At 75.9% G+C, this 21,282-nt stretch carries 12 protein-coding genes and 1 pseudogene; 5 read left to right on the forward strand and 8 right to left on the reverse strand.

Features of this window, described 5'->3' with window-relative positions; all coding sequences use genetic code 11:
- Together ACZ5NJ_RS29955 and ACZ5NJ_RS29960 are read left to right on the forward strand one after the other, a co-directional pair.
- Positions 1-185 (forward strand): annotated as a pseudogene (locus ACZ5NJ_RS29955) (sulfate ABC transporter substrate-binding protein); the annotation flags it as partial.
- Positions 186-287: 102 nt separating this feature from the next.
- Positions 288-977, forward strand: a complete 690-nt coding sequence (locus ACZ5NJ_RS29960) for a DUF4232 domain-containing protein (RefSeq protein ID WP_468768855.1) — start codon at positions 288-290, stop codon at positions 975-977.
- A gap of 195 nt (positions 978-1,172) precedes the next feature.
- Here ACZ5NJ_RS29960 and ACZ5NJ_RS29965 read toward each other — a convergent pair whose 3' ends face one another.
- The gene (locus ACZ5NJ_RS29965) at positions 1,173-3,200 is read right to left on the reverse strand and encodes a putative Ig domain-containing protein (protein ID WP_468768857.1); all 2,028 of its coding nucleotides are present in this window, start codon (positions 3,198-3,200) and stop codon (positions 1,173-1,175) included.
- Between the two features lie 234 nt (positions 3,201-3,434).
- Here ACZ5NJ_RS29965 and ACZ5NJ_RS29970 point away from each other — a divergent pair, with 234 nt between their 5' ends.
- Complete coding sequence (locus ACZ5NJ_RS29970; RefSeq protein WP_468768858.1) at positions 3,435-4,253, forward strand: TrmB family transcriptional regulator; 819 nt, start codon at positions 3,435-3,437, stop codon at positions 4,251-4,253.
- Positions 4,254-4,281: 28 nt separating this feature from the next.
- On the opposite strand, the gene ACZ5NJ_RS29975 is transcribed toward ACZ5NJ_RS29970, so the two are convergent.
- From ACZ5NJ_RS29975 to ACZ5NJ_RS29985, 3 genes are read right to left on the reverse strand one after another with little or no spacing between them, the layout of a single operon-like run.
- On the reverse strand, positions 4,282-5,241 hold the full coding sequence (locus ACZ5NJ_RS29975; RefSeq protein WP_468768860.1) for an ABC transporter ATP-binding protein: 960 nt from the start codon (positions 5,239-5,241) through the stop codon (positions 4,282-4,284).
- A complete protein-coding gene (locus tag ACZ5NJ_RS29980; RefSeq protein ID WP_468768862.1) occupies positions 5,238-8,177 on the reverse strand; it encodes a hypothetical protein in 2,940 nt (979 codons plus the stop codon). The genes ACZ5NJ_RS29975 and ACZ5NJ_RS29980 overlap by 4 nt, the downstream gene beginning before the upstream one ends.
- Complete coding sequence (locus tag ACZ5NJ_RS29985) at positions 8,174-11,503, reverse strand: FtsX-like permease family protein (protein ID WP_468768863.1); 3,330 nt, start codon at positions 11,501-11,503, stop codon at positions 8,174-8,176. Before ACZ5NJ_RS29985 ends, ACZ5NJ_RS29980 begins: the two co-directional genes overlap by 4 nt.
- A gap of 198 nt (positions 11,504-11,701) precedes the next feature.
- Here ACZ5NJ_RS29985 and ACZ5NJ_RS29990 point away from each other — a divergent pair, with 198 nt between their 5' ends.
- Positions 11,702-12,475: an ABC transporter ATP-binding protein gene (locus ACZ5NJ_RS29990; protein WP_468768865.1), complete on the forward strand. Its 774-nt coding sequence runs from the start codon at positions 11,702-11,704 to the stop codon at positions 12,473-12,475.
- Here the strand turns inward: ACZ5NJ_RS29990 and ACZ5NJ_RS29995 are convergent.
- The gene (locus tag ACZ5NJ_RS29995) at positions 12,472-14,034 is read right to left on the reverse strand and encodes an APC family permease (protein ID WP_468768866.1); all 1,563 of its coding nucleotides are present in this window, start codon (positions 14,032-14,034) and stop codon (positions 12,472-12,474) included. The two genes, ACZ5NJ_RS29990 and ACZ5NJ_RS29995, sit on opposite strands and share 4 nt — an antisense overlap.
- Before the next feature lie 151 nt (positions 14,035-14,185).
- Positions 14,186-14,896 (reverse strand): TetR/AcrR family transcriptional regulator, encoded by a 711-nt coding sequence (locus tag ACZ5NJ_RS30000; RefSeq protein WP_468768868.1) that lies wholly within the window; start codon positions 14,894-14,896, stop codon positions 14,186-14,188.
- 106 nt (positions 14,897-15,002) lie between these two features.
- Here ACZ5NJ_RS30000 and ACZ5NJ_RS30005 point away from each other — a divergent pair, with 106 nt between their 5' ends.
- Positions 15,003-16,229: a saccharopine dehydrogenase family protein gene (locus ACZ5NJ_RS30005; RefSeq protein WP_468768869.1), complete on the forward strand. Its 1,227-nt coding sequence runs from the start codon at positions 15,003-15,005 to the stop codon at positions 16,227-16,229.
- Positions 16,230-16,255: 26 nt separating this feature from the next.
- Here the strand turns inward: ACZ5NJ_RS30005 and ACZ5NJ_RS30010 are convergent, their stop codons facing one another.
- Complete coding sequence (locus ACZ5NJ_RS30010) at positions 16,256-17,872, reverse strand: purple acid phosphatase family protein (RefSeq protein ID WP_468768871.1); 1,617 nt, start codon at positions 17,870-17,872, stop codon at positions 16,256-16,258.
- Between the two features lie 74 nt (positions 17,873-17,946).
- Positions 17,947-20,577, reverse strand: a complete 2,631-nt coding sequence (locus tag ACZ5NJ_RS30015; RefSeq protein WP_468768872.1) for a polysaccharide lyase family 8 super-sandwich domain-containing protein — start codon at positions 20,575-20,577, stop codon at positions 17,947-17,949.
- Between the last annotated feature and the right edge of the window lie 705 nt (positions 20,578-21,282).

Genomic DNA, 21,282 nt, shown 5'->3' on the forward strand with positions numbered 1-21,282 from the left:
AGTCCATCCTCGTCACCGACGACCCCCTCGCCTCCACCCTCAAGACCGAGTCCGACTGGGCCGTCAAGGCCAAGCTCCTCGACAAGCCCGACCTCACCGGCATCTACGACCTCACCCTGCTCAACAAGGTCCTCAAGGCCGCCGGCAAGCCCGAGCTCTCCGACGCCGGCCTCGGCGCCAAGTAGCCGACCGGCGCGGAGCGTCCGCGTGAGGGGCCGCCCGGGTCATAGTGGATCAAGACCCGGGCGGCTTCCGCCCCGCACGTACGACACACGGGGAGTTCCCTCATGCACCTCCACCGGAGCCGGTCCACGGCCCTGGCCACCCTCGTCGGGCTCGCTCTGGCCCTCACCGCCTGCGAGGGCTCCGGCTCCGCCGGCGGGGCGCCCGCGCCACCCGCCACCAGCCGCTCCGCGGCGGCCTCCGACGCCGCCCCGGCTCCGACGGCCACCGCGACGCCGGCCCCGACGCCGTCCGGCACCGCCGCCCCGACGTCCGCGGCGAGCCCCTCGCCGGACGGAAAGGGCGCCGAGGACGACGCCTACGCGTACACCCACCCCTGCTCCGCGCGGAACCTCACCGTCAAGGTCACCGCTCCGCAGGGCTTCCCGGCGACGGTCCGCGTCATCACGGTGACCAACAACGGCTCCACCGTCTGCGGACTCGACCTGCACCCCGCCGTCGGCTTCAGCGCCAAGGGCTCCACCCTCGGTGTCCAGGCGACGGCCCCCGACGGCCTCGGCGGCGCTCCGGCCCATCCCGTGCGGCCCGGCGCCACCGCCTTCGCCGCGGTGGACCTCAACCCGGCCGGCGTTCCCGGGCCCCTCGCCGACGAGATCCACGTCCTGGCCGACCCGAGCCACATGCCGAACGCGGACAGCACCAGCCTTCCGCTCGCCACGCCGGGAACGGTCGCCCGGCCCAAGGTCGGGCTGTACCACTTCAGCGCCCGCCAGTCCTTCGACACCCTCCGGTAGCGACCCGGAACTGGACCAGCCCGCGGCCGGAGGCTGACCGGGCCCCTTCCGGGCACACGGGTCGGCTCTCGCTCGGTGGGCTCGGGCTGTCCGACTCCTGGGGCGTTTCGACGGCTTCCTCGTCAGGACGGGGCGGGCGACGGGGGCGGGGCACCGCACGGGTGTGCGGTGCCCCGCCGTCGGCGGTGGTGAGGGTCAGCCGGTGGTGAGGGCGGTGTCGTCGATCACGAACGAGGTCTGGAGGCTGGAGTCCTCGGTTCCGGTGAACTTGACCGTGACCGTCTGGCCCGCGAAGGAGGACAGGTCGAAGGTCTTCTGCGTGTAGCCGGAGTTCTTGTCGAGGTTGGAGTAGCCCGCCAGGGTGGTGGAGCCGGCCTGCACGGTGAGCTTGTCGTAGGCGACGGTGGTGGTGGTCTCGGCGGTGTCGATGTGGAGGTGGAAGCTGAGGGTGGCGTGGCAGCCGGCCGGGATGGTCACCGTCTGGGAGAGCGAGTCGGTGTGGGTGGAGCCGTATCCGTCGAGCCAGGCCTTCCAGGAGCCGGAGTGGGCGGCCTCGCCGGCGCTGTTGTCGATCACGCCCGTGCTGGCGGTCCAGGGGGCGGTGCCGGTTTCGAAGCCCTGGTTGCCGAGGAGCTGGGCCGGGGTGCAGTTGCCGCCGGTGGGGGTGACGGTCCAGGTGAAGGAGGCGCTGCCGGTGGCGTTGGTGGTGTCCTTGGCGCTGACGGTGACGCTGTAGGTGCCCGCGGTGGTGGGCGTCCCGCCGATCAGGCCGGTGGAGGCATTGACGGAGAGGCCGGGCGGGAGGCCGGTGGCGCTGTAGGTGAGGGTCTGGCCGCTCGCGGAGTCGGTGGCCTGGATCTGGAGGGTGGCGGCGGTGCCCACGGCGGTGGAGCGGTTGCCGGGGTTGGTCACGGTGACGGTGTTGCCGCCGGTGGAGCCGCCGGTGAAGGCCGCGGTGCCCTGGGGGGTGCCCAGGCCGGTGGGGCCGTCGTAGCCGGGCTTGGCGGTGCACAGGTAGCCGCCGCCGCAGGAGCCGTTGGCGCCGCTGGTCACGTCGTTGAGGGCGGCGGTGTGGGCGTAGGGGAAGGACGCCGGGGTGGAGCCGGCGGCCGGGGTGCCCGCGAGGGCGTACACGGAGGCGATGATCGGCGCGGAGGCGCTGGTGCCGCCGTAGACGTTCCAGCCGCTGGCCTGGTAGCTGTCGTAGACCGCGAGGCCGGTGGCCGGGTCGGCGACGGCGGAGACGTCGGCGACGGTCCGCTTGGCGCAGCCGGTGTCGGTCTGCCAGGAGGGCTTGGTGGTGTAGGCCGAGCAGCCGGAGCCGGCGCCGTTGCCTCCGGAGCCGGTGCCCCAGACGCTTTCGGACCAGCCGCGGGTGGTGCCGCCGGCGCGGCTGAGGGAGGTGCCGCCGACCGCGGTGACGTACTGGGAGGCGGCCGGGTACTCGACGCCGTAGCCGCTGTCGCCGGAGCTGACGGTGATGGCCACGCCCGGGTGGTTGAAGTAGGAGGCGTCGGAGGCGGGGTCGGTGGAGTCCTCGCCGCCGCCGTAGCTGTTGGAGACGTACTTGGCGCCCATGGTCACGGCGCGGTTCACGGCGGCGCCCAGGTCCGCCATGGACGGCTGGTTCGCCTCGACCAGGAGGATGTGGCACTGGGGGCAGACGGCGCTGACCATGTCCACGTCGAGGGAGATCTCGCCGGCCCAGCCGGAGTCGGCGGTGGGGTAGCTCGTCCCGCCGTTCTGGTCGACCTTGCGGAAGCAGCCGTTGGCGGTGGTGCAGGCCGGCAGGCCGTACTGGGAGCGGTAGGCGGCCAGGTCGGACTCGGCGTTCGGGTCGTCGTAGGCGTCGATGATGGCAACCGTCGCCCCGGCACCGGCGGCGGCCGGCAGGGCGTAGGCGCTCTGCAGGTCGGCCGGGCCGTAGCCGGAGGGCAGGAGGCCCGGCGCGAGGCTCGCGTGCTGCGGGACGTCGGTGCGGGCCAGGGCGTGGCAGGCCATGAAGGCGCGCTGGGCCGGCTCGGAGCACAGCCGACGGGTGGGCGCGGCGGCGGGGGCGGTGGCCGGGCCGGCGGAGGGTCCGGCCGCGACGGCGGACGGGGACGCGAGGGCGAGCATGCCGCCGGAGATCAGGGCTGCCACCGAGAGTAAGGCGGTCGCGCCGCGACGGCTGGGCCGTGCGACGCGCTGGAACAGGGCGTTGCGCAAGGAACTGCCCTCCATGGGGGGTTGGTTGCCGCGTCGCAGGGATTCCGGGCAGGACGAAGCCATGACAGGTACATGACACCCGAGAGGCGGCGCGGGGGTGCGGATGGCGCGGATGCGGCGGTGCGCGTGCTGTCACCACGTGCAGTGGTGGCCAACGCCGAAGGTATGGAGATTCAGGCCAAGGGGACACCCGTCACATGGCAAAGGGTTGGCTCTGAAACAGTGTTGGCCGCGTATACCGTGTCTTCCATGGAGTCGGACGACGGCGCGGTCAACGATCTGGTGGCCCTGGGGCTCTCCCGCTACGAGGCGCTGGTCTACCTCGCGCTCGTCCGGCGGGAGTCCTACACCGCCGCCGAGGCGGCGCGCGCCGCGCAGGTCCCCCGGCAGCGCGTCTACGACGTCCTCGACGCGCTCGTCCGGCGACAGCTGGCCGTCCCCCGTCCGGGCCGGGTCACCGCCTTCTCGGCGGTCGCCCCCGAACTGGCCCTGGCGAGGCTGATGGCCCGTCAGCGTCAGTCCCTGGAACGCCTGGACCAGGTGTCGGTCGCGCTCACCCGGGCCCTGTCCCCCGTCTGGAACGACGGCCGGACGCACACCGACCCGCTCGACTACATCGAGGTCCTGCGCGATCCGCGGGCCATCGCCGCACGGTTCGCGCGCATCCAGGAGCAGGCCGTACGGGAGCTCCTGAGCCTCTGCAAGCCGCCCTTCGTCGCGCCGCCGGCCAACGACGAGGGCATCGAGGCCGTCCGCAGGCTGCGCCGGGCCGGCGGCACCGCCCGCGCCGTCTACACCCTCGACGCGCTCGACGACCCCGAAGTCACCGAGAACGTACGGCGGTTCGCCGCAGCCGGGGAGGAGTCCCGCTTCGCCGCGCGGCTCCCGCTCAAACTCGTCGTCGCCGACGCCTCGCTGGTCCTGTGCGACATGCCCGACCCGGTGGCCGGCACCCGTGCCACCACCGCCCTCTACATCGAGCACCCCGCCCTGGCGACCTGCCTGCGGATGGCGTTCCTCGCCGTCTGGGAGCAGGCCGAGGACAGGCCCGGCGCGCGCGGCGGCTGACGCCCCGGCACGGCGTCGCCGGTGGCGGTCACCGGCTCGCGTCGGGTCGCAGCTCGATGCGGTCGGGGGCCAGGTCGACCGCCACGCGGTGTTCCATGCCCAGGGCCGCCAGGAACTTCTGCGGGAGCTGGACGCGTCCCGAACGGTCGAGGACCACGTACTCGCGCTCGCTGACCGATTCCTCGCCGTGCTCGTCGGTGACCAGGCTGCGCAGGACCTCGCTGCTGGTGCGGCCGTCGCGGATCGCCACCGTGCGGCGGACCTCGCCCGCCACCATGGGGTCGTGCGTGACGATGACCACCGTCACGCCGAGCTCCTTGTTCACGGTGCGGAAGGCCTCGAAGACCGCCGCGGCGGTCTCCGAGTCCAGTTCGCCCGTGGGCTCGTCGGCCAGCAGCACCCTGGGGTCGTTGGCCATCGCCACGGCGATGGCCACCCGCTGCTGCTGGCCGCCCGACAGCTGCGCCGGGTGGCGGTCGGCCAGGTCGGCGATCCCGAGGGCGTCCAGCACCTCCGCGGCCCGGGCGGCCTGGCGGGCGCGGGCGCCGCGGCGGGCGCCTCCGGACCGCAGCTGCATGGGCAGGGCCACGTTCTGGGCGGCCGTCAGGAACGGCAGCAGGTTGCGGGCCGTCTGCTGGAAGACGAACCCGACGGCTTCGCGCCGGTAGCGCAGCCGGTCCCGCGCCGACAGCTCCAGCAGGTCGTAGCCGGCGACCGCCGCGCTGCCGGCGGTCGGGACGTCCAGGCCCGCCAGGATGTTCAGCAGGGTGGACTTGCCGCTGCCCGAGGCCCCGACGAGGGCCACCAGGTCGCCCTGGGCGACCGTCAGCTCCAGCCCCTGGAGGGCCTGCACCTCGATGCCGTCCGTGCTGAAGATCCGCACCAGGCGGTCGCAGACGATGGCGGCGTCCACCGCGGGGGTGCGCGGCGCCGTGGCGGCCGTCGCCCTGCGCCGGAGTTCCTCGTACGTCGGCTGGTCGGTGTTCAACGCTGGTCTCCCGCTCTCAACTCGGTGGTGATCTGCCGCCGCCCGGACGTCGCCGCCTCGACGAGCACGGCCGCGGCGACCAGGGCGGCCAGGCCCAGGGCCGGTGTCAGCACGGGCCCCGCGGTGAGCCGTACTCCCGTCGGCACGTTCGCGCCGACCAGCGTGGACAGGTCCATCGCCGGGCCCAGCAGGGCCACCGCGGCCGCCGCCACCAGGGCTCCGCCCAGCGCGGCGGCGACGGTCTGCGGCAGGGCCTCGGCGAGGATCAGCGCCACGCCCTGGCGGCGGCGCAGCCCCATGGTGCGCAGCCGGGCCAGCAGGGCCGCGCGTTCGGGGACGGTCCGCAGCAGCGTCAGGAGGACGGCCAGCAGGGCGAAGCCGGCCGCCGCGGCCACGCAGGACCAGAACAGGCGCTCGGCCGAGCCCTGCAGGGGATCGGAGCCCAGCTCGGCGACGTACTCGGCGCTGGTGCGCACCAGGTACCGCTCGCCGCTCTGCCGTGCCCCGGAGTCCGGGTCCCGGCCCGCGGCCGGGGCCGCGGGCCGGTCCGGTGCGGGGGCGGCGGCGGGTGACGCGGCCGGCGTGGTGGGGCGGGCGGCCTGGGTCAGGGCGCGCAGCCGGTCCGCGTCGACGGGGCCGAGGGCGAGCCACAGGTTGGGCCGGGCGCCGCCGGGGACCAGGGCCGTCGCGGGGCCGGCCGGCAGGACGACGGTCTCGCCGCCCGGGCCCGTCGGCGCGGGGGTGCAGTCGATGGTGCCGGCGGCCCGGACCCGCAGCTCCCCGCCCGCTCCCGGCCGCAGGGCGTGGGTGCCCGGGCCGGCCCGGGCGGCCAGTCCGGCGCTGAACAGCACCGGCACGGGGGCGTCGGCGGAACCCGTGGCGCCGCCGCCGAGCGGGTCGGGGTCGAAGGCGCCGCAGCCCAGGGAGCGGGACAGGGCCGCGTAGGCGGCGGGCTCCGCGACGACCAGGGTGACCCGGGTGCGGCCCTCGGCGGTGCCGAGGACGAAGGAGTCGTCGTCCGTCCACAGCGCCACGGACGTCCGCACGCCCGGCAGTCGCTCCGCCGCCTCGACGAGCCCGTCCGGGAGCGCCCTGCCGCCGACCGAGGAGATCGCCGCGTCGCCGCCGATCGTGCGGTGCGCCCCCTGGACGCGGGCCGCGTCCACCGAGTCCATGATCGCCGCCCCGAACCCGCCGGTCGTGACGGCCAGGAGCAGCGCGAGGAGCGGCAGGACGGCGGGGCCGGTCCGGCCGCGGCCGGGCGTACGGGCCCTGCGGCCGCCCGGGCCGCGCGCGGCCCGTACCAGCCCGAGGAAGCCGACCAGTCCGCGGCGGTGGCCTGCGGCGCGGGCGAGCCATCCGGTCAGGAGCGGCAGGAGCCGGGCCAGGAGCAGTCCCCCGCACAGCGCGAGCAGCAGCGGTGCGGCGATCAGCAGGGGGTCCGGGTCGCCGCCGGCGGGGGCGACCCCGCGCCGGCGCACCTCCCACACGGCGGCGCCGGTGGCGGCGAGGGCCAGCAGCTCGGCCACGGGCCGGCGCCACCGCGCGGGCGGCCGCGGCGGGGTCAGCAGGACGGCCGCGCGGACCGGAAGGACCAGCAGGGCGAGCAGGGCGACGGCCCCGGCGGAGAGCAGCGAGGCCGCGAGCCGGGGCGTGGGCAGCAACAGGACGGCGAGCGCGGTGGCCGCCGCGGCCGCCGGGAGCACGGTGACGGCGCCCTCGCCGAGCAGCCGGGCGACGATGCCGGAGCGTGAGCCGCCCCGGGCCAGCAGCAGCCTCAGCTCGGCCTCGCGGCGGTCCGCGGCGAGTGCGCCGGCCAGGCACAGGACGACGAGGGCGACCCCGGCGACCCCGGCGGGCCCGATCGCCGCGAGCGGGGCGGCGGCCCGGCTGCGGGCCCGGGCCTGGGTGAACAGCTCGGGCAGCCGCGAGTTGGTGCGGAGCATGTCCCGCCCGGTCTGCGTGACGAGTTCGGCGGCGACGGGTCCGGTGACGTACGAGGCGATGTCCTGCTCGGTGACGGCGAGCCGGTCCGCGCGCAGCCGGCCGGTGTCCACCGGCAGCCGCCAGAAGTCCTCGGCGGTGGAGCTCCAGCCGTCCAGGCGGGGGAGGTCGGCGGCGCCGACGAGGGCGTCGGCGCCCCAGTACATGTTCTCGCCCTGGTAGTACTCGCAGGCGAAGGCGAGGCATCCCAGGTCCACCCAGTAGTCCTCGGTCTCGTCCGGGACCGTGTAGAGGCCGACGATCTCCGCGCGGAGGCCGCCGCCGGGCACGCGCGAGGTCGTCAGGACGGTCCCGAGGCCGGCCCCGATGGTCCGGGCGGCCCGCTGCGAGAGGGCGATGCGCAGCGGGGGCCCGTCGCCGGTACCGGCGGCGCCGGGTGCCGCTCCCGCGGCGGGTGCGTCGTCCGGCCACTGTCCTTCCACCAGCCGTACGTGGGCGCGGGAGTCCCGCACGTAGAGCAGCCGCGTCACGGGCGGCAGGCCGGACGGGGCGGAGAGTCCCGGGTTCAACAGTTCGCGGCCCTTGACGGTCCAGGTGCCGTACACCACCGCGTCCGGGTCGACGCGGAAGCTGCCTCCGGTGTGGGCGAGCAGGGTCCCCCGCGTCGCGTCGAGGGGACCGGTGCCCTGCCCCGTCTTCGGGGGCGGGGCGGTCGCCACCAGGCTGGTGTAGGCGGGTCCGCCGCGTTCCAGGAAGGACCGCAGTGCCCGGTCGGCGCCCCGGTCCTGGGCGCGTGGCAGCGCGGCGGCCAGCAGGACGGCGACGAAGGCCAGGACGGCGGCGAGCAGGCTGCCCAGCCGCGCCGCCCGCAGCCGGGTCCTGACCCACGGGGCGGGCCGCGGGCCGGGCCGGGCAGCGGCCGTGGACGGCGCGGCGGCGTGGTCCGGGGCCGGGGAGGACTGCGGGGTCGTGGACGGCGGCGGGGTGGTCACATGTCCTCCACGGGGCGCAGCCGGGCGGCGATGTCGCGGCCGCGGGGGCCGCCGAACGCGGCCGACAGCAGGGGGACGGCCGCGATGGCGGCGGCCGTGAGCAGGGTCTGCCCGAGGGGCATGTCCACCCGTACGGGCGGGAACGGCCGGGTCGCGGCCGGTGTGAGCACCACCAGGGGCGCCATCAGATGGACGAGGGCGACGCCCAGCCCGGCCCCGACCGCGGTCCCGAGGACGATCAGGGCTCCCCCCTCGGCGGCGGCGGCCCGGGCCAGCGACCGGCGAGGGGTGCCGAGCGCGAGCAGCACCGAGAACTCCCGCCCGCGCACCCGGCGTTCGGCGGCGGTGGCGGTCGCGAAGCCGATGGCGGCGAGGACGGCGCAGGCGGCGGCGAGGGCGGCCAGCGCGCTCTGCGGGCCGGCGCTCAGCGGGTCGTCCAGCAGGCCGGCGGTGATCTCGGAGCCGAGCTCGACGCGTTCGGTCCTGACCCCTGTGCGGAGCGCGTCGGCGACGCGGGCCGGGACGGGGTCGGTGGCCGAGGCGGCGGGCAGCCACCACTCGGTGGGCGGGGCCGGCTCCCGGCCGGCCGTTTCCAGGAGGAACCGGCCGAGGGTGCCCAGGTCGACGGCGAGGGCCGTTCGTCCGGCCACGGGGAGGGCTTCGACGGCGGCGGTGATCCGCAGCGGGACCGTCACCCCGCCGACGGTCACGTGCACCGTGTCGCCGGTGGAGGCGCCGAGGGCGCGCAGGTAGCGGGTGGTGGCGACGGCGGGGACGGGGGTGGCCACCGGGGCGGCGGGGGTGGGGAACAGCAGGGCGTGGACGCCCTTGTCGGTGCCGAACCCGCCCCAGTAGCGCAGCCGCAGCAGGTCGGTGGAGCCGGGTGCGGCGGGCGACAGCACGGGGAGGCCCGAGGAGCGGGGCTCGGAGGGGGGCGCCAGCTGCCAGCCTCCGGTGGCCCCGGGGCCGGCCGCGGCGGGTGCCGCGGGAGACGCGACCGGTGCGGCCGTGCCGTCGGCGGTGTCGGAGGCGGCGATCCGGCGCAGGGTCAGTTCGGAGCCGTCGCCCGCGGGGCCGCCGTCCCCGGCGTACGAGAGCTGGACGCCGGCCAGCGCCAGCGGGGTGGCGGCGGAGCCGATCGGGGCGTCGGTCAGGGCGTCCAGGGGGAACCGGAGGGTGGCGTCGCCGCCGGCGGGCAGGGGGACCCGCGGTGTCGTGTGGGTGACTCCGTACCGGTCGCGCAGCAGCAGGCTCACGGCGGACCGGCTGGTGCCGGCGGACCGTACGGTCACGTCGAGGTCGACGCGGCGGGGCGAGCCGGGCAGGGTGACTCCGGGAGGTGCCGCGGGGGCGGCTCCCGTCCGGCCTCCGGCGGCATCCGGTCCGGGTACGGCGAGCGGGGCGAACAGCTCCCGCATGGGGCGCCCGCCGCGCAGGTCGGCGCGCAGGGGTACGTGTTCGCCCGCCTTGACGGCGTCCAGGGCGAGGAGGTCGGCGGTGCCCCCGCCCGGCAGCGGCTGGGCCTGGCGGACGACCGGGATCAGGCGGTCCCCGCCCGGGAGGGACCCGTAGCGTCCGCCCTGTCCCATCGGGGACATGCCGCTGTCGGAGATCCGCAGTCCGCCGGCGGTCGCGAAGTCCGCCTGGTCGCGCTGGGAGGCGGACCAGGCGGTGTGCTGGCCGAGGGCGAGGACCCCGCTGGAGACGGCCAGGACGAGCAGCAGCACGGGCCCGGTGGCCCGGCCGGGCCGGCGGGCGAGCTGCCAGCCCGCCAGGGCGGGGCCGAGGCCCCGGCCGCGCGCCGCGAGCCGTCCCCCGGCCCGCGCGGCGAACGGCAGCAGCCGCAGGACCAGTAGCGTGCCCGCGCACAAGGCGAGGACCGGGGCCGCGACGAGGACCGGGTCCACGCCGAGCCCGCCGTCGGCGGGGCCGGTGTCCGGGGTGGCGCCGTCGACGCCCCCGTACTGGGACAGCTGCTGGTGGCAGAGGACGGCGAGGGCGACCACGGCCAGGTCCAGTCCGGAGCGGGCGGCGCCCGTCACCAGGGCCTGCCGGCTGCCGGCGCGGCGCAGGACGGCGGCCGAGGCGCCGCGCAGGGCGGCGGGGAGGGTCGTGAGCAGGACGCAGGCCAGGGCGCAGCCGGCCGCGACCGGCCAGACCAGCCAGGTGTCGGGGATCTCCAGGTGGACCCGGCCGAGCGGGCCGAACCGGCCGAACAGGCGCAGCAGGGGCGGTGCGAGCAGGGGTGCCAGGACGGCGGCCGGGAGGGCGAGCAGCAGGGACTCGGCCGCGCCCAGGGCGCCGAGGCGCCGGCGGGAGGCGCCGCGCGCGGTGAGCAGGATCCGCTCCGGTTCCTGGCGGGCCGTCACGAGGTGGGCGACCAGGAGGAGGGCGGCGGCGGAGAGGACGGCGAGCTGGAGGGCGCCGACGAGCAGGGTGGACCGGGCTACGAGCAGTCCGGAGTCCAGTCGGGCGAGCAGTTCGGGCAGTTCGGTGGCCGTCTGGAGCGAGGTGGTGCGCTTGAGGGCGGCGCCGGCGGGGCCGGCCGCGGTGCGGACGGCCCGGGCCTCGGCGCCGGTGATCGTGCTCAGGTCGGGGGTGAGGAGGGTGCCGCGGTAGTCCTGTAGGACGCCGCCCTCGGTGAAGGCCGTGTCGTCCACCATGAGCGGGCCGTAGGTGGTGAAGCTCGCGACCTGGATCTCGCGGCCGCCCAGGGGGTCGAGCCGCCAGTACCCCGAGTCGGGGTCGGTGGCCCGGTAGACGCCGGTGACCAGGACGGTGAGCGGGGGCCCGCCGAACCGGTCGTCGAGCCGGACGGTCGCGGGCAGGGCGGACTCGGCGAGCCCGAGGCGGGCGAGCGCGGTGCGCGGCAGCGCCGCCTGGAGCGGCCGGTCCGGGGCGCCGGCGGGGGCGGCCGCGGGCCGGGGCCAGTCGCCGGCGAGCAGCCGTACGTGGTCCCGGCCGAGCGCGGCCAGGACGGTCAGGTCGGCGTCGTGGCCCGCGGCGGCGGCGCCGGGGAGCCCGTAGGAGCGGCTGCGGGCCACGCTCTCGGAGGCCACCGGCAGCTTGCCGAACACCTCGCCGGCGAAGGCCCGTACCGCCTCGTCGTCCTGGGCGCGCGAGGAGACGGGCCGGCCGCTGGTGACGGCGACGGTGGTCCGTGACCGCTCCGGGCCGGTCAGCGCCCGGCGCAGCCCCTCCTGCGCCACGCCGTCGGTGAAGGCGGCGAGCGCGGTCAGCGCGGTGGTGGTGATCAATACGGTGAGCAGTGCGGCCACCGCGAGGGGCCAGCGCCCGCGCAGCCGGCGCACGACGAAGCCGAGCACGTGTTCCGATCCTCCCCCGTCCGGACTCTCGCTACCGGATAGCGGACGATGCTGTCAGATTCGGATCATGGACGGAAGGGACTTGCGTGAAGAGTGAGACAGGTGCGCAAATGTGAGCAGAAAACGACAGCGGCCCTCCGTACGGGAGGCAGGGGGCCGGGAGCGCCGCGCACACGACTCCACGGGGGATCACATCTCATGACGGTCCATCAGCCCACGACGGCGACGGACACGGCGGCGGACACGGCGGCGGAGGGGCACGGCGACGGGCCGATCGTGGTGGTGGACGACGTGCACCACAGCTTCGGCAGCGGAGCGCAGGCCGTCCACGCCCTGCGCGGGGTGTCCTTCGAGATCCGGCGGGGCGAACTCACTGCCCTGCGCGGCCGGTCGGGCTCCGGCAAGACCACCCTGCTGAACCTCGTCGGCGGCCTCGACACCCCGGCCGCGGGGCGGATCACCCTCGACGGCACCGACCTGGCGTCCCTCGACGAAGCAGGCCTGCTCGCCCTGCGCCGCGACCGGATCGGCTTCGTCTTCCAGTCGTTCGGCCTGATCCCCGTCCTGTCCGCCGCCGAGAACGTCGGCATACCGATGCGGCTGCGCCGCGTCCCGGCCAGGGAGCGCGAGGAACGCGCCCGCACCCTGCTCGCCCTGGTCGGCCTCGCGGACCACGCCGAGCAGCGCCCCGGCGAACTCTCCGGCGGCCAGCAGCAGCGCGTGGCGGTGGCCCGCGCCCTGGCCAACGACCCCGAGCTGATCATCGCGGACGAACCCACGGGCCAGCTCGACCTGGAGACCGGCCGGTCGATCATGGAACTCCTGCGCGCGGTGGTCCGCGGCAAGGGGGTCACCATCCTGGTCGCCACGCACGACCCGAACCTGATCGAACTCGCCGACCGCGTCGTGGAACTCCGCGACGGCCGCATCCTCGCCCCCGGAGCGGACGCCGGCCCGCCCGCCGGGGCTTAGGCCGTCTCTTCGGTGGACGGCTGGGCTTCCGGGTGCGTGCCGGGGCGCTCGCGCCAGAACGCACCCGACGCCGCCCGGCGCACCAGCATGAGCACCACGCCGGCGCCGACCAGGAAGAGGGCGATGACCAGGGGCGCGCCCAGCCCGAACCAGGCGGTCGCGCTCGCCGAGTTCCGGGGGTCCGCCATGTCGAGGACCGACTCGGCCAGCAGCCAGACCAGCAGGGCCGCGCCGGCCAGCGGCCCCACGCCGAGCAGCAGGAAGGGGCGCAGGCCCCGGGTGAGCCGGCGGCGGTACCAGACGGCGCAGGCGATGCCGGTGAGGGCGTAGTAGAAGGCGATGAGCAGCGAGAGCGCGGTGAGGGAGTCGGCGAGGGCGTTCTCGCTGATCCGGTGGATGACGACGTACCAGACGATGGCGGTGCCGGTGACCCACCAGGTGCTGATGGCGGGCGTGCCCCGGCGGGTGTCGATCCGGGCGAAGCGGGCGGGCAGGGCGTGGCGGCGGGCCATGGACAGGGCGGTGCGGGAGGCGGGGATGATGGTGGTCTGCGTCGAGGCGAGGGCCGAGGTGGCGACCGCGAGGAGCAGGATCCAGTCCCAGCCGCCGAGCACCTCGTGGGCGAGGGCGGCGAAGACGTCCTCCTCGGTGTCGGCCCGTCCCGCCAGGTAGGCGGTGCCGGCGTAGGCGACGACGGCGACGGCCACGGACAGGTAGGTCGCGAGGAGCACGACCGTCGACCAGATGCCCGCCCGGCCCGGGGCGTTGGCGGAGTCCTTGGTCTCCTCGGTCAGGTTGAGGGCCGATTCCCAGCCCCAGTACGCGAACACGCCGAGCAGCAGCCCGCCGGTGAGGGCGGAGCCGCCCGCGCCGAAGGGGTTCAGCCAGCCGGCGGCGGGGCGTACGGCGTCCAGGCTCCCGGTGCCGGCGTGGACCCGGTACAGGGCGACGGCCGCGAACACGACGAGGCAGACGACCTGGAGCAGGACGAGCGCGTTCTGGAAACGGGCCGAGGCCTCGGTGCCCCGTACGCACAGCCAGGACATGACCAGGATCAGCAGGACGGTCAGGGCCTCGCGGACCGCCGCGTTCCCGGCCAGGCCGTCGGCGCCGACGGCGAGCAGCCCGAAGCCGACGGCGACGTCGGCGAGCGAGCCCACGACGAGCACCCCGGTCATCGCGATGGCCCAGCCGCCCAGCCATCCGGTGGTGGGGCCGAGGGCGCGGGTGGCCCAGGAGAAGGTCGTGCCGCAGTCGGGATCGGAGCGGTTGAGGTAGTGGAAGGCGGAGGCGATGAGCAGCATCGGGACGAAGGAGGCGAGCATGACGCCGGGGGCGTGCACGCCGACCAGGGCGACCAGGGGTCCGATGACGGCGGCCAGCGAATAGGCGGGTGAGGTGGCGTTGAGGCCGATGGCGAGGGCGTCGAGGAAGCCGATCGCGTCCGCCTTGAGCGCGCCGGCCGGGGCGGTGGGGGTGGTGGCCGTCGCGGGTTCGGTGGCCGTCGCCGGTTCGGTGTGCTGCCGGGCGGCGGTCTCCGTGGGGGTGTCTGCGGCCATCGTCCCTCGCTGTGCTGAGTGCGGTGTGGGGGCCGCGCCGCTGCCGGGCGCGGTGTGAACAGGGCGTGAACTGCGACGAGGAAACCCGCGCGGCCGCTCGGGGGTCAATGGTGTTGGCATAAGGGCCGCCGGACGGGGCGGCGCGGGGGGTTCAGCGGGGGCGCGGCGCCTGGAGCCTGGCCTCGGCGCTCGCGAGGAGCATGTCCAGGGCGACCGGGTAGGCACTGTGGTTCATCCGGGCCGCGAGCAGGCGTCCGGTGGCGGCGATGTGCGGGTACTCGTCGGCCGGCAGCCGGGCGTAGGTGGACTCCCACTGCTGCTCGTCGGAGAGCCGCGAGGCCTCGGTCAGGGCGAGGGCGCCGGCGTCGAGGGCGGCGAAGGCCAGGCTCTGGTCGATGAAGGCGTGGTAGATCAGGACCGCTTCCGGGTCGGGGAATCCCGCGGTGCGCAGGATGCCGAGGACGGCCTCGTCGGCGGCGATCTCGCGGGGCCGGCCGGTGACGCGGCTCGCGGTCAGCACGGCCGCCTGGGGGTGGGCGAGGTAGGCGCCGTGGATGCGCAGCCCGAGTTCTCGCAGGTCGGAGCGCCATACCCCGGAGGCGGACCATCCTTCGAGGGCCCGGCCGATCAGTTCCTCGCCGATGGCGAGGGTCAGGCCGTCCATGCCGTCGAAGTACCGGTAGAGGGTGCTGGGGTCGGCGCCGAGGGCGGCGCCGAGCCGGCGGGCGGAGAGGCCGGCGCTGCCGTGTTCGCGCAGCATGCGCAGGGCGGTGTCGACGATCAGCCGTTCGGACAGGACGACGCCCTGCCGGGTGGGGCGCCGCCGTCTGCGGGCGCCCTCGGGAACCACTTGCTTGGCCATGGGTGGACCTTATGCCAACACCATTGACCTTATCTCGCGGGCCCGGCTTTCATCCCTCGCACGGGGCACGGACCGTTCGTGGACCCCACCGAGAGAGGGTTTCGTCATGCGTGTTCTGCTTGTGGGCGCCGGCGGCGTCGGTACCGCGATCACCCGGATCGCGGCCCGCCGGGACTTCTTCGACCACTTCGTGGTCGCCGACTACGACCTCGCCCGCGCCGAGGCGGCGGTGGACGCGCTCGGCGAGGGATCCGGCCGGTTCTCGGCCCGCCGGATCGACGCCTCCGACGGGGCCGCGGTGGCCGCGCTCCTCACCGGCGAGCGGTGCGACGTGCTGCTGAACGCGACCGATCCCCGCTTCGTGATGCCGCTGTTCGAGGCGGCCCTCGCCGCGGACTGCCACTACATGGACATGGCGATGTCGCTGTCCCGCCCGCACCCCGGCCTGCCGTACGCCGAGTGCGGGGTCAAGCTCGGCGACGAGCAGTTCGCCCGGGCTGAGGCCTGGGAGAAGTCGGGGCGGCTGGCCCTGGTGGGCATGGGCGTGGAGCCCGGCCTGTCGGACGTGTTCGCGCGGTACGCGGCGGACGAGCTGTTCGACGAGATCGAGGAGATCGGCATCCGCGACGGGGCGAACCTGACCGTCGAGGGGTACGACTTCGCCCCGTCGTTCAACATCTGGACGACGATCGAGGAGTGCCTGAACCCGCCCGTGGTCTACGAACGCGACCGCGGCTGGTTCACCACCGAGCCCTTCAGCGAGCCGGAGGTCTTCGACTTCCCGGAGGGCATCGGCCCGGTCGAGTGCGTCAACGTGGAGCACGAGGAGGTGCTGCTGGTCCCGCGCTGGGTGGACGCGCGGCGGGTCACCTTCAAGTACGGGCTGGGCGAGGACTTCATCGGGAAGCTCAAGACCCTGCACGCGCTGGGCCTGGACTCCACCGGGCCGGTCACGGTGCGCGGGGCGGACGGCACCCCGGTACGGGTCTCCCCGCGCGACGTGGTGGCCGCCTGCCTGCCCGACCCGGCGACGCTGGGCGGGCGCATGTCGGGGAAGACCTGTGCGGGCACCTGGGTGAAGGGCACCAAGGACGGCCTGCCGCGCGAGGTGTACCTGTACCACGTGGTGGACAACCAGTGGTCGATGCGCGAGTACGGGTCGCAGGCCGTCGTGTGGCAGACCGCGGTCAACCCGGTGGTGGCGCTCGAACTCATGGCCGGCGGGGTCTGGGACCGGTCCGGGGTGCTCGGCCCGGAGGCCTTCGCGCCGCGCCCGTTCCTGGACCTGCTGACGGCGTACGGCTCCCCGTGGGGCCACCGCGAGCAGGGCTGAGCGGCGGCCCCACGGGGCGGGCGGGGTCAGTGCCGGGCGTCCGCGCGGGGCCGCTCCAGGACGAAGGTGTCGACCGGGGTCAGCTCTCCGTAGGGGCCGTCGAAGGTGTAGTACGTGACGTGCATCCGGGTGCGTCCGCTGCCGCGGGTGCCCGGGTCGACGTCGAAGGCGGCGAAGCCGTGGGGGTGGACGCGGTCCTGGACGGCGCGCCAGGGGGCGTCCTCGGTGAGGTAGACCGGCTTGCGGTGCCGGCCCTCGGGTTCCTTGCCCACCTCGACCACGACCCGGCCCTTGGGTTCCTCGAACAGGTCGTCCTGGGTGGTGGCGAAGTTGCCGCCGCCGCCGATGATCATGTGCACGGTGCCCTTGCCGGTGTCGGCCACGTCGGTGGCGGTGGACACCGGGATCGGGGTCCGGGTGTCGTTCGGCAGGGCGCCGCGGACCGGCAGCGAGCGCTCGTAGTAGTGCTCGTGGCCGCAGAGCACCAGGTCGACCCCGTAGGCGTCGAAGAGCGGGCCCCATTCCTGGCGCACCCCGAGGTCGCTGCCGCCACTGCGGTGGCTGGAGATCATCGGGTGGTGCATGAAGACGACGATCCAGTCGATCCCCCGGTCGGCCCGCGCGGCCTTCAGCTCCCGCTCCAGCCACCGGCGTTGCACGCCATCGGAGTATCCGCGCAGGTAGAGGTCGCCGCTGTCGACGATGGCGACGTCGTCGTTGGCCAGGCTGACGAACCGGACCGAGCCGACGGTGAAGGCGTACCACAGACCCCGCGTCGCGGGGTCGGCGGCCGAGGCGGCGCCGGGCAGGGCGAAGTAGGTCTGGTAGCCGGTGAGGCCGAGGGGGCCATTGCCCTTCTCGGTCTCGCCGTTGCCGACGCAGGGCATCCAGGGGCGCAGCCGCGCCGAACGGCTGTTGCCGATGAACCAGTCGGCCCAGGTCGCCACGCGGTCCTCGCCGATGGCTCCGGCCACGCCCGCGTAGCACAGGTCGCCGTTGACCAGGTTGAACAGCGGAGCGACCCGTTCCACCGCGGCCACGATGTCGCCGGACGCCTCGGTGCCGCCCTGGGTGCTGGTGTAGAGCGGGAAGGGGCCGAGGGGCGGCGGGGTGTCCTTGGTGGGCCACTTGAGGGTCCGGCGCAGGTTGGGCGTGCCCTGGTCGCCGAAGCTGGTGAAGGTGAACGCGGTCCGGCCGCGCGGCGCCGTGGTGAACGACCCCGTCTCCTGCGCGGCTCCGTCGTGCCCGGCCGAGTACAGGTAGGCGGTGTCCGGCCGCAGCCCGGTGATGCGGGCGTGGTGGACGTACACCTCGCGCTGGGAGAGCCCGTCGCGGTAGGTACGGGTCTCCGCGTCGACCACCCGCCCGGAGCCGCCGTCCGGCGACCCGAGGCGCACCCGCGGGCGCCGCACGGACTGGGGGCTGATCCAGGAGACGGTCATCTCGGTGGCGGGATCGGCCCCGAACTGGAGGTGCAGCCCGGCCACACCGGGCACTCCGATACGGCTGGGCGTGCGCTGCAGCAACGGCGCCCCCGCCGCCGGCGGTCCCCCGGCGGCCGCGGCGCTCCCGCCGCCCCCGACGACGACGGCGGCCGCTCCGGCGGTCGGGCCGGTGAGTAAGGTCCTGCGCGGAATCGACATGGAACGCCTTCTCTTGAACGGAAGTTGACCGCGTGAACCCTAGGCGTGATCGACCGCTCCCAGGCCCGCGCACCTCACTCTTGAACGAAAGTTTCCACGCCGGCGTCCGCGGGGTCCGTCCGGAGCGTGACCGTGAAGCTCCGGCCGTAGGCCCGGCGGGTGTCCACGTCCAGGCGGGTTCCGGTGGGGACGTGGCGTACGCGCACCTGTGGGTCGCCCTCCACCGGCCGCAGCCACCGGCCCGCCAGCAGCACCCCCACGGCGGGCCGCCCGGTGGTCGGGTCGGAGACCGCCACCCGTACCGTGCCGGGGGCCGCGCCCTCGGGCCGCCGGCCGACGATCACGGAGCCGGGCCCGTCCAGGCGCAGGGCCGCGGTCCCGTGGGCGCCGGGGGCGAAGCAGTTCGCGGCGAGCAGACCGAGGCCGGTGTGCGCCACGGCCTGGAGGCGGGCGGTGTTGGCCAGCACCCGCAGGGGCCCGCCCCGCCGGCCGTAGCCGCGCAGCCGCTCCTCGTCGGCGTGCGGCACCAGGGCCCACGCCGCCCGCAGCGGCGGCGCGCCCGCCGGCCGGTCGAAGGCCGCCGTGAACACCCGCCGGGTAACGGGGGCGGCCGGGTTCGCCAGGCGCAGCGCCCGGGGGCTGCCGGTGACGAGGTCCAGGCCGACGCGTACGGGGGGCGCGTCGAGGAACAGGTAGCCGACGGCCGTGCCCCGGGTGGGATCGGCGTACCGCAGCCACCGCAGGCCGCACGGGGCCGTTCCCCCGCCGGACGCCGCCCAGGGGCGGCCGTCGCGGAGGGCGCCGGTGACGAGGATCCGGTCGTCCGGGTGCGCCGTGCGGGCGTCGACCGTCGTCGTCACCGCGCGTCCCGCGCGGTCCCCGACGTCCGCCGCCAGGACGACGATCTCGTCGTCGAAGAGGAACCAGGACTTGGTCGCCGTCGCGCCGCGGTACACGGTGAAGCCGGGCGGCAGCAGGGCCCGGTCCCGGAACGCCGCGTCGTCGCTCTGGACCATTCCCGCGGCGCCGTACGCGCCGAGGACCGTCCCGCCCGACCAGGCGGCGGTGCCGCGCGGGAAGTACACGTAGGCGTTCTGCGCATCGGAGGAGGCCGTGAACGCCGGGACGTGCGAGGGGTCGTCGTAGTACAGGGCGCCGCCGTAGAGCTCGGGCACGGTACGGCGGCGCTCGACGGGGGCGCTCACGCCGGGCAGGCCGTAGGGGGAGACGGTGGCGTAGTGGCCGACGTCGTGGCCCGGGCCCTGGTCCTCGCCGGACAGGTACAGGCGGTGGGCCCCGTCGCCCTGGAACCACGGCATGAGGTTCTCGCCGTTCAGGTACTCGTACTTGGCGGTCCGCGTGGAGCTGCGGGCCACGACGAAGGCGTAGCCGGGGCGCCGGTGGACGGTCCGGTCCATGGCGTTGAAGGCGAAGCTGCCGCGCCGGGGCGCCAGGTCCGCGGGGCGCACGGCGGGATCGGCGAGGAGGTCGGCGTAGCGCGCGAAGGAGAGCGGGGAGACGAACGCGGCCGGGTCGCCGTCGACCCGGCAGCCGGCGCCCAGGTGCCTGGCGTAGGCCCGCAGGACCCGCGCCCGGGCTCCCGTGGTGAGCGCGGACAGCCCCAGGACGGCCTCGCACACGGCCCGTGTGTCGGCGTACCCGCCCTGCGGGCGGGTGAGGGCCCGGCCCTTGACGGTCTCCGTCATCCAGCCCTCGAAGACCAGCGGGGCGAAGCCGTCCCGGACCCACCCCGCCACGGCCGCCACCGCGTCCGGCCCGGGCCCCAGGCCCGTCCCGTCGAGGAGGGACAGCGCCTCCACGACGCGCGTGAGCAGCGCCGTGCCGTAGGAGCCGGTGGAGGCGACGCAGCCGTGCTGCACGAACGAACCGTCGCGGTGGAAGCCGTCGGTGACACCGTGCCTCGGGGCGTACGGGTCGAGGGGCGCGAGCACCGTCAGCTGGTCGGCGACGGCTTTGCGGATCCTGGCGGGGTCACGGAGCAGCGCCCCCTGCACCATGCGGTTGGTGGTGATGTCGGCGAGGTTGGCGGCGGTGTGGAACCGCGAGTCCAGGTCCACGTCACCGCCCGTGCCGTGACCCAGTCGCCGGTCCATCGCCGCCGTGTACGCCGCCGTCAGCCCGGGGTACAGCGCGGCGGCCTCCGGTGCGAGCAGCGCCAGGGTGCGCCCGGCGTGGCGGGGGATGCCGATCTCCCACGGAAACCAGTTGCCGTGGTTCGCCGGGGCCCGGTCGCCGTAGTGCTCCTCGTACAGGCGGACCAGCCCGCCGAGCACCCTGCGCCGGGCGGCCGGGTCGCCGGACGGGCCGGGCGCGGTGCCGTCGGGGAGGCGGGTGGCCAGAGCGATCCCGTACAGCCGCCGGTACGTCTCCTCCAGCCGCGCCTCGGAGTCGCCGAGGGGGAGCCCCGCGAAGAGCTCCCGTCCCGTGGCCCGGTCCATGGCGGCGAGGTCGGCCCGCGCCGCCCGGGCCAGGGCGCGGAGCGGCTCCCGGGTCTCGGGCCGGCGGTTGGAGGCGGCGGTACCCGCGAGCAGGTCCACGAGGTTGGCGAGCAGCCGAGCACACGGGGCGTCGTCCTGCGGGACGCCGTCCCGCCCGGGGCCGCCGGCGGCGGACCGGCCCCGGAGGACCGGGGGGACACCGGCGCAGGACAGGGCGTTCAGCAACCGCCTGCGCGTCACGTCCACCGGCACCCACTCTTCCGCCCGCCCGGGCCGCCCGCCGTCGGCCCGTCGGCCTGTCGGCCGGAGCCAGCCAACCACGCGCGGCGCCCGGCATGAGGGGTCCGACACGCCCCGGGAGGGCCCGGGCCCCGGCACCGGGTCGGGCCTTGCCGTGGAGGCAAGTGACGTTCCAGGGGCTGCTTTCGCGGGCGTGGACGTCACCGTCGGGGCGATGTGCACGGGGCCGCGCCGTCGCGGCGCGTGCCGTAGCCGTAGCCGTAGCCGTAGCCGTAGCCGTAGCCATTGGCACGGGGATGCGCCGTGGGGGGTGACCGTCGGGAGGCCACGGGCGGGCGGCTCCGGGACGCGGCCGCCGTGCGGGTGCCGGCTGCGGGAGCGGGGGGGGAGGCGTGCCCGGGGTCCGTCCGGCGCGAAGGCGCCGGCGCGCGGGGCGGGGTGTCCCGTCGCCTCGCCCCCCGACGCCCCCTGGCGGCGGCGCCCCCGGTCGTGCGGGTGCTGCACGCCGAGCCGCGGGCGGACCCCGCCCGGCTGGAGGAGGCCCGCGCGCCGGCCGACGCCGTCCCCGCGGCGCGGCGCGTGCCCGGGGCGCGCGGGGCCGTCCGGGAGGCGGTGGGCAGTGGGGAGGCCGCCCCGCCGCTGGATGTCCGTGCCCCCGGCGCGGCGCGGGCCCCGGGTGCGCGGGGAGGCGGCGGCCGGCGGGGAGGCCGC

The organism is Streptomyces sp. NPDC032091, from assembly GCF_055580265.1.

What these genes read in the sequence shown, in the direction of transcription:
- ACZ5NJ_RS29995 (WP_468768866.1), bottom strand. Translation starts at nt 14,034, where the DNA reads ATGGCCGCAGACACCCCCACGGAGACCGCCGCCCGGCAGCACACCGAA.
- ACZ5NJ_RS30010 (WP_468768871.1), bottom strand. Translation starts at nt 17,872, where the DNA reads ATGTCGATTCCGCGCAGGACCTTACTCACCGGCCCGACCGCCGGAGCG.
- ACZ5NJ_RS29970 (WP_468768858.1), top strand. Translation starts at nt 3,435, where the DNA reads ATGGAGTCGGACGACGGCGCGGTCAACGATCTGGTGGCCCTGGGGCTC.
- ACZ5NJ_RS30000 (WP_468768868.1), bottom strand. Translation starts at nt 14,896, where the DNA reads ATGGCCAAGCAAGTGGTTCCCGAGGGCGCCCGCAGACGGCGGCGCCCC.
- ACZ5NJ_RS30005 (WP_468768869.1), top strand. Translation starts at nt 15,003, where the DNA reads ATGCGTGTTCTGCTTGTGGGCGCCGGCGGCGTCGGTACCGCGATCACC.
- ACZ5NJ_RS29965 (WP_468768857.1), bottom strand. Translation starts at nt 3,200, where the DNA reads ATGGAGGGCAGTTCCTTGCGCAACGCCCTGTTCCAGCGCGTCGCACGG.
- ACZ5NJ_RS29990 (WP_468768865.1), top strand. Translation starts at nt 11,702, where the DNA reads ATGACGGTCCATCAGCCCACGACGGCGACGGACACGGCGGCGGACACG.
- ACZ5NJ_RS29960 (WP_468768855.1), top strand. Translation starts at nt 288, where the DNA reads ATGCACCTCCACCGGAGCCGGTCCACGGCCCTGGCCACCCTCGTCGGG.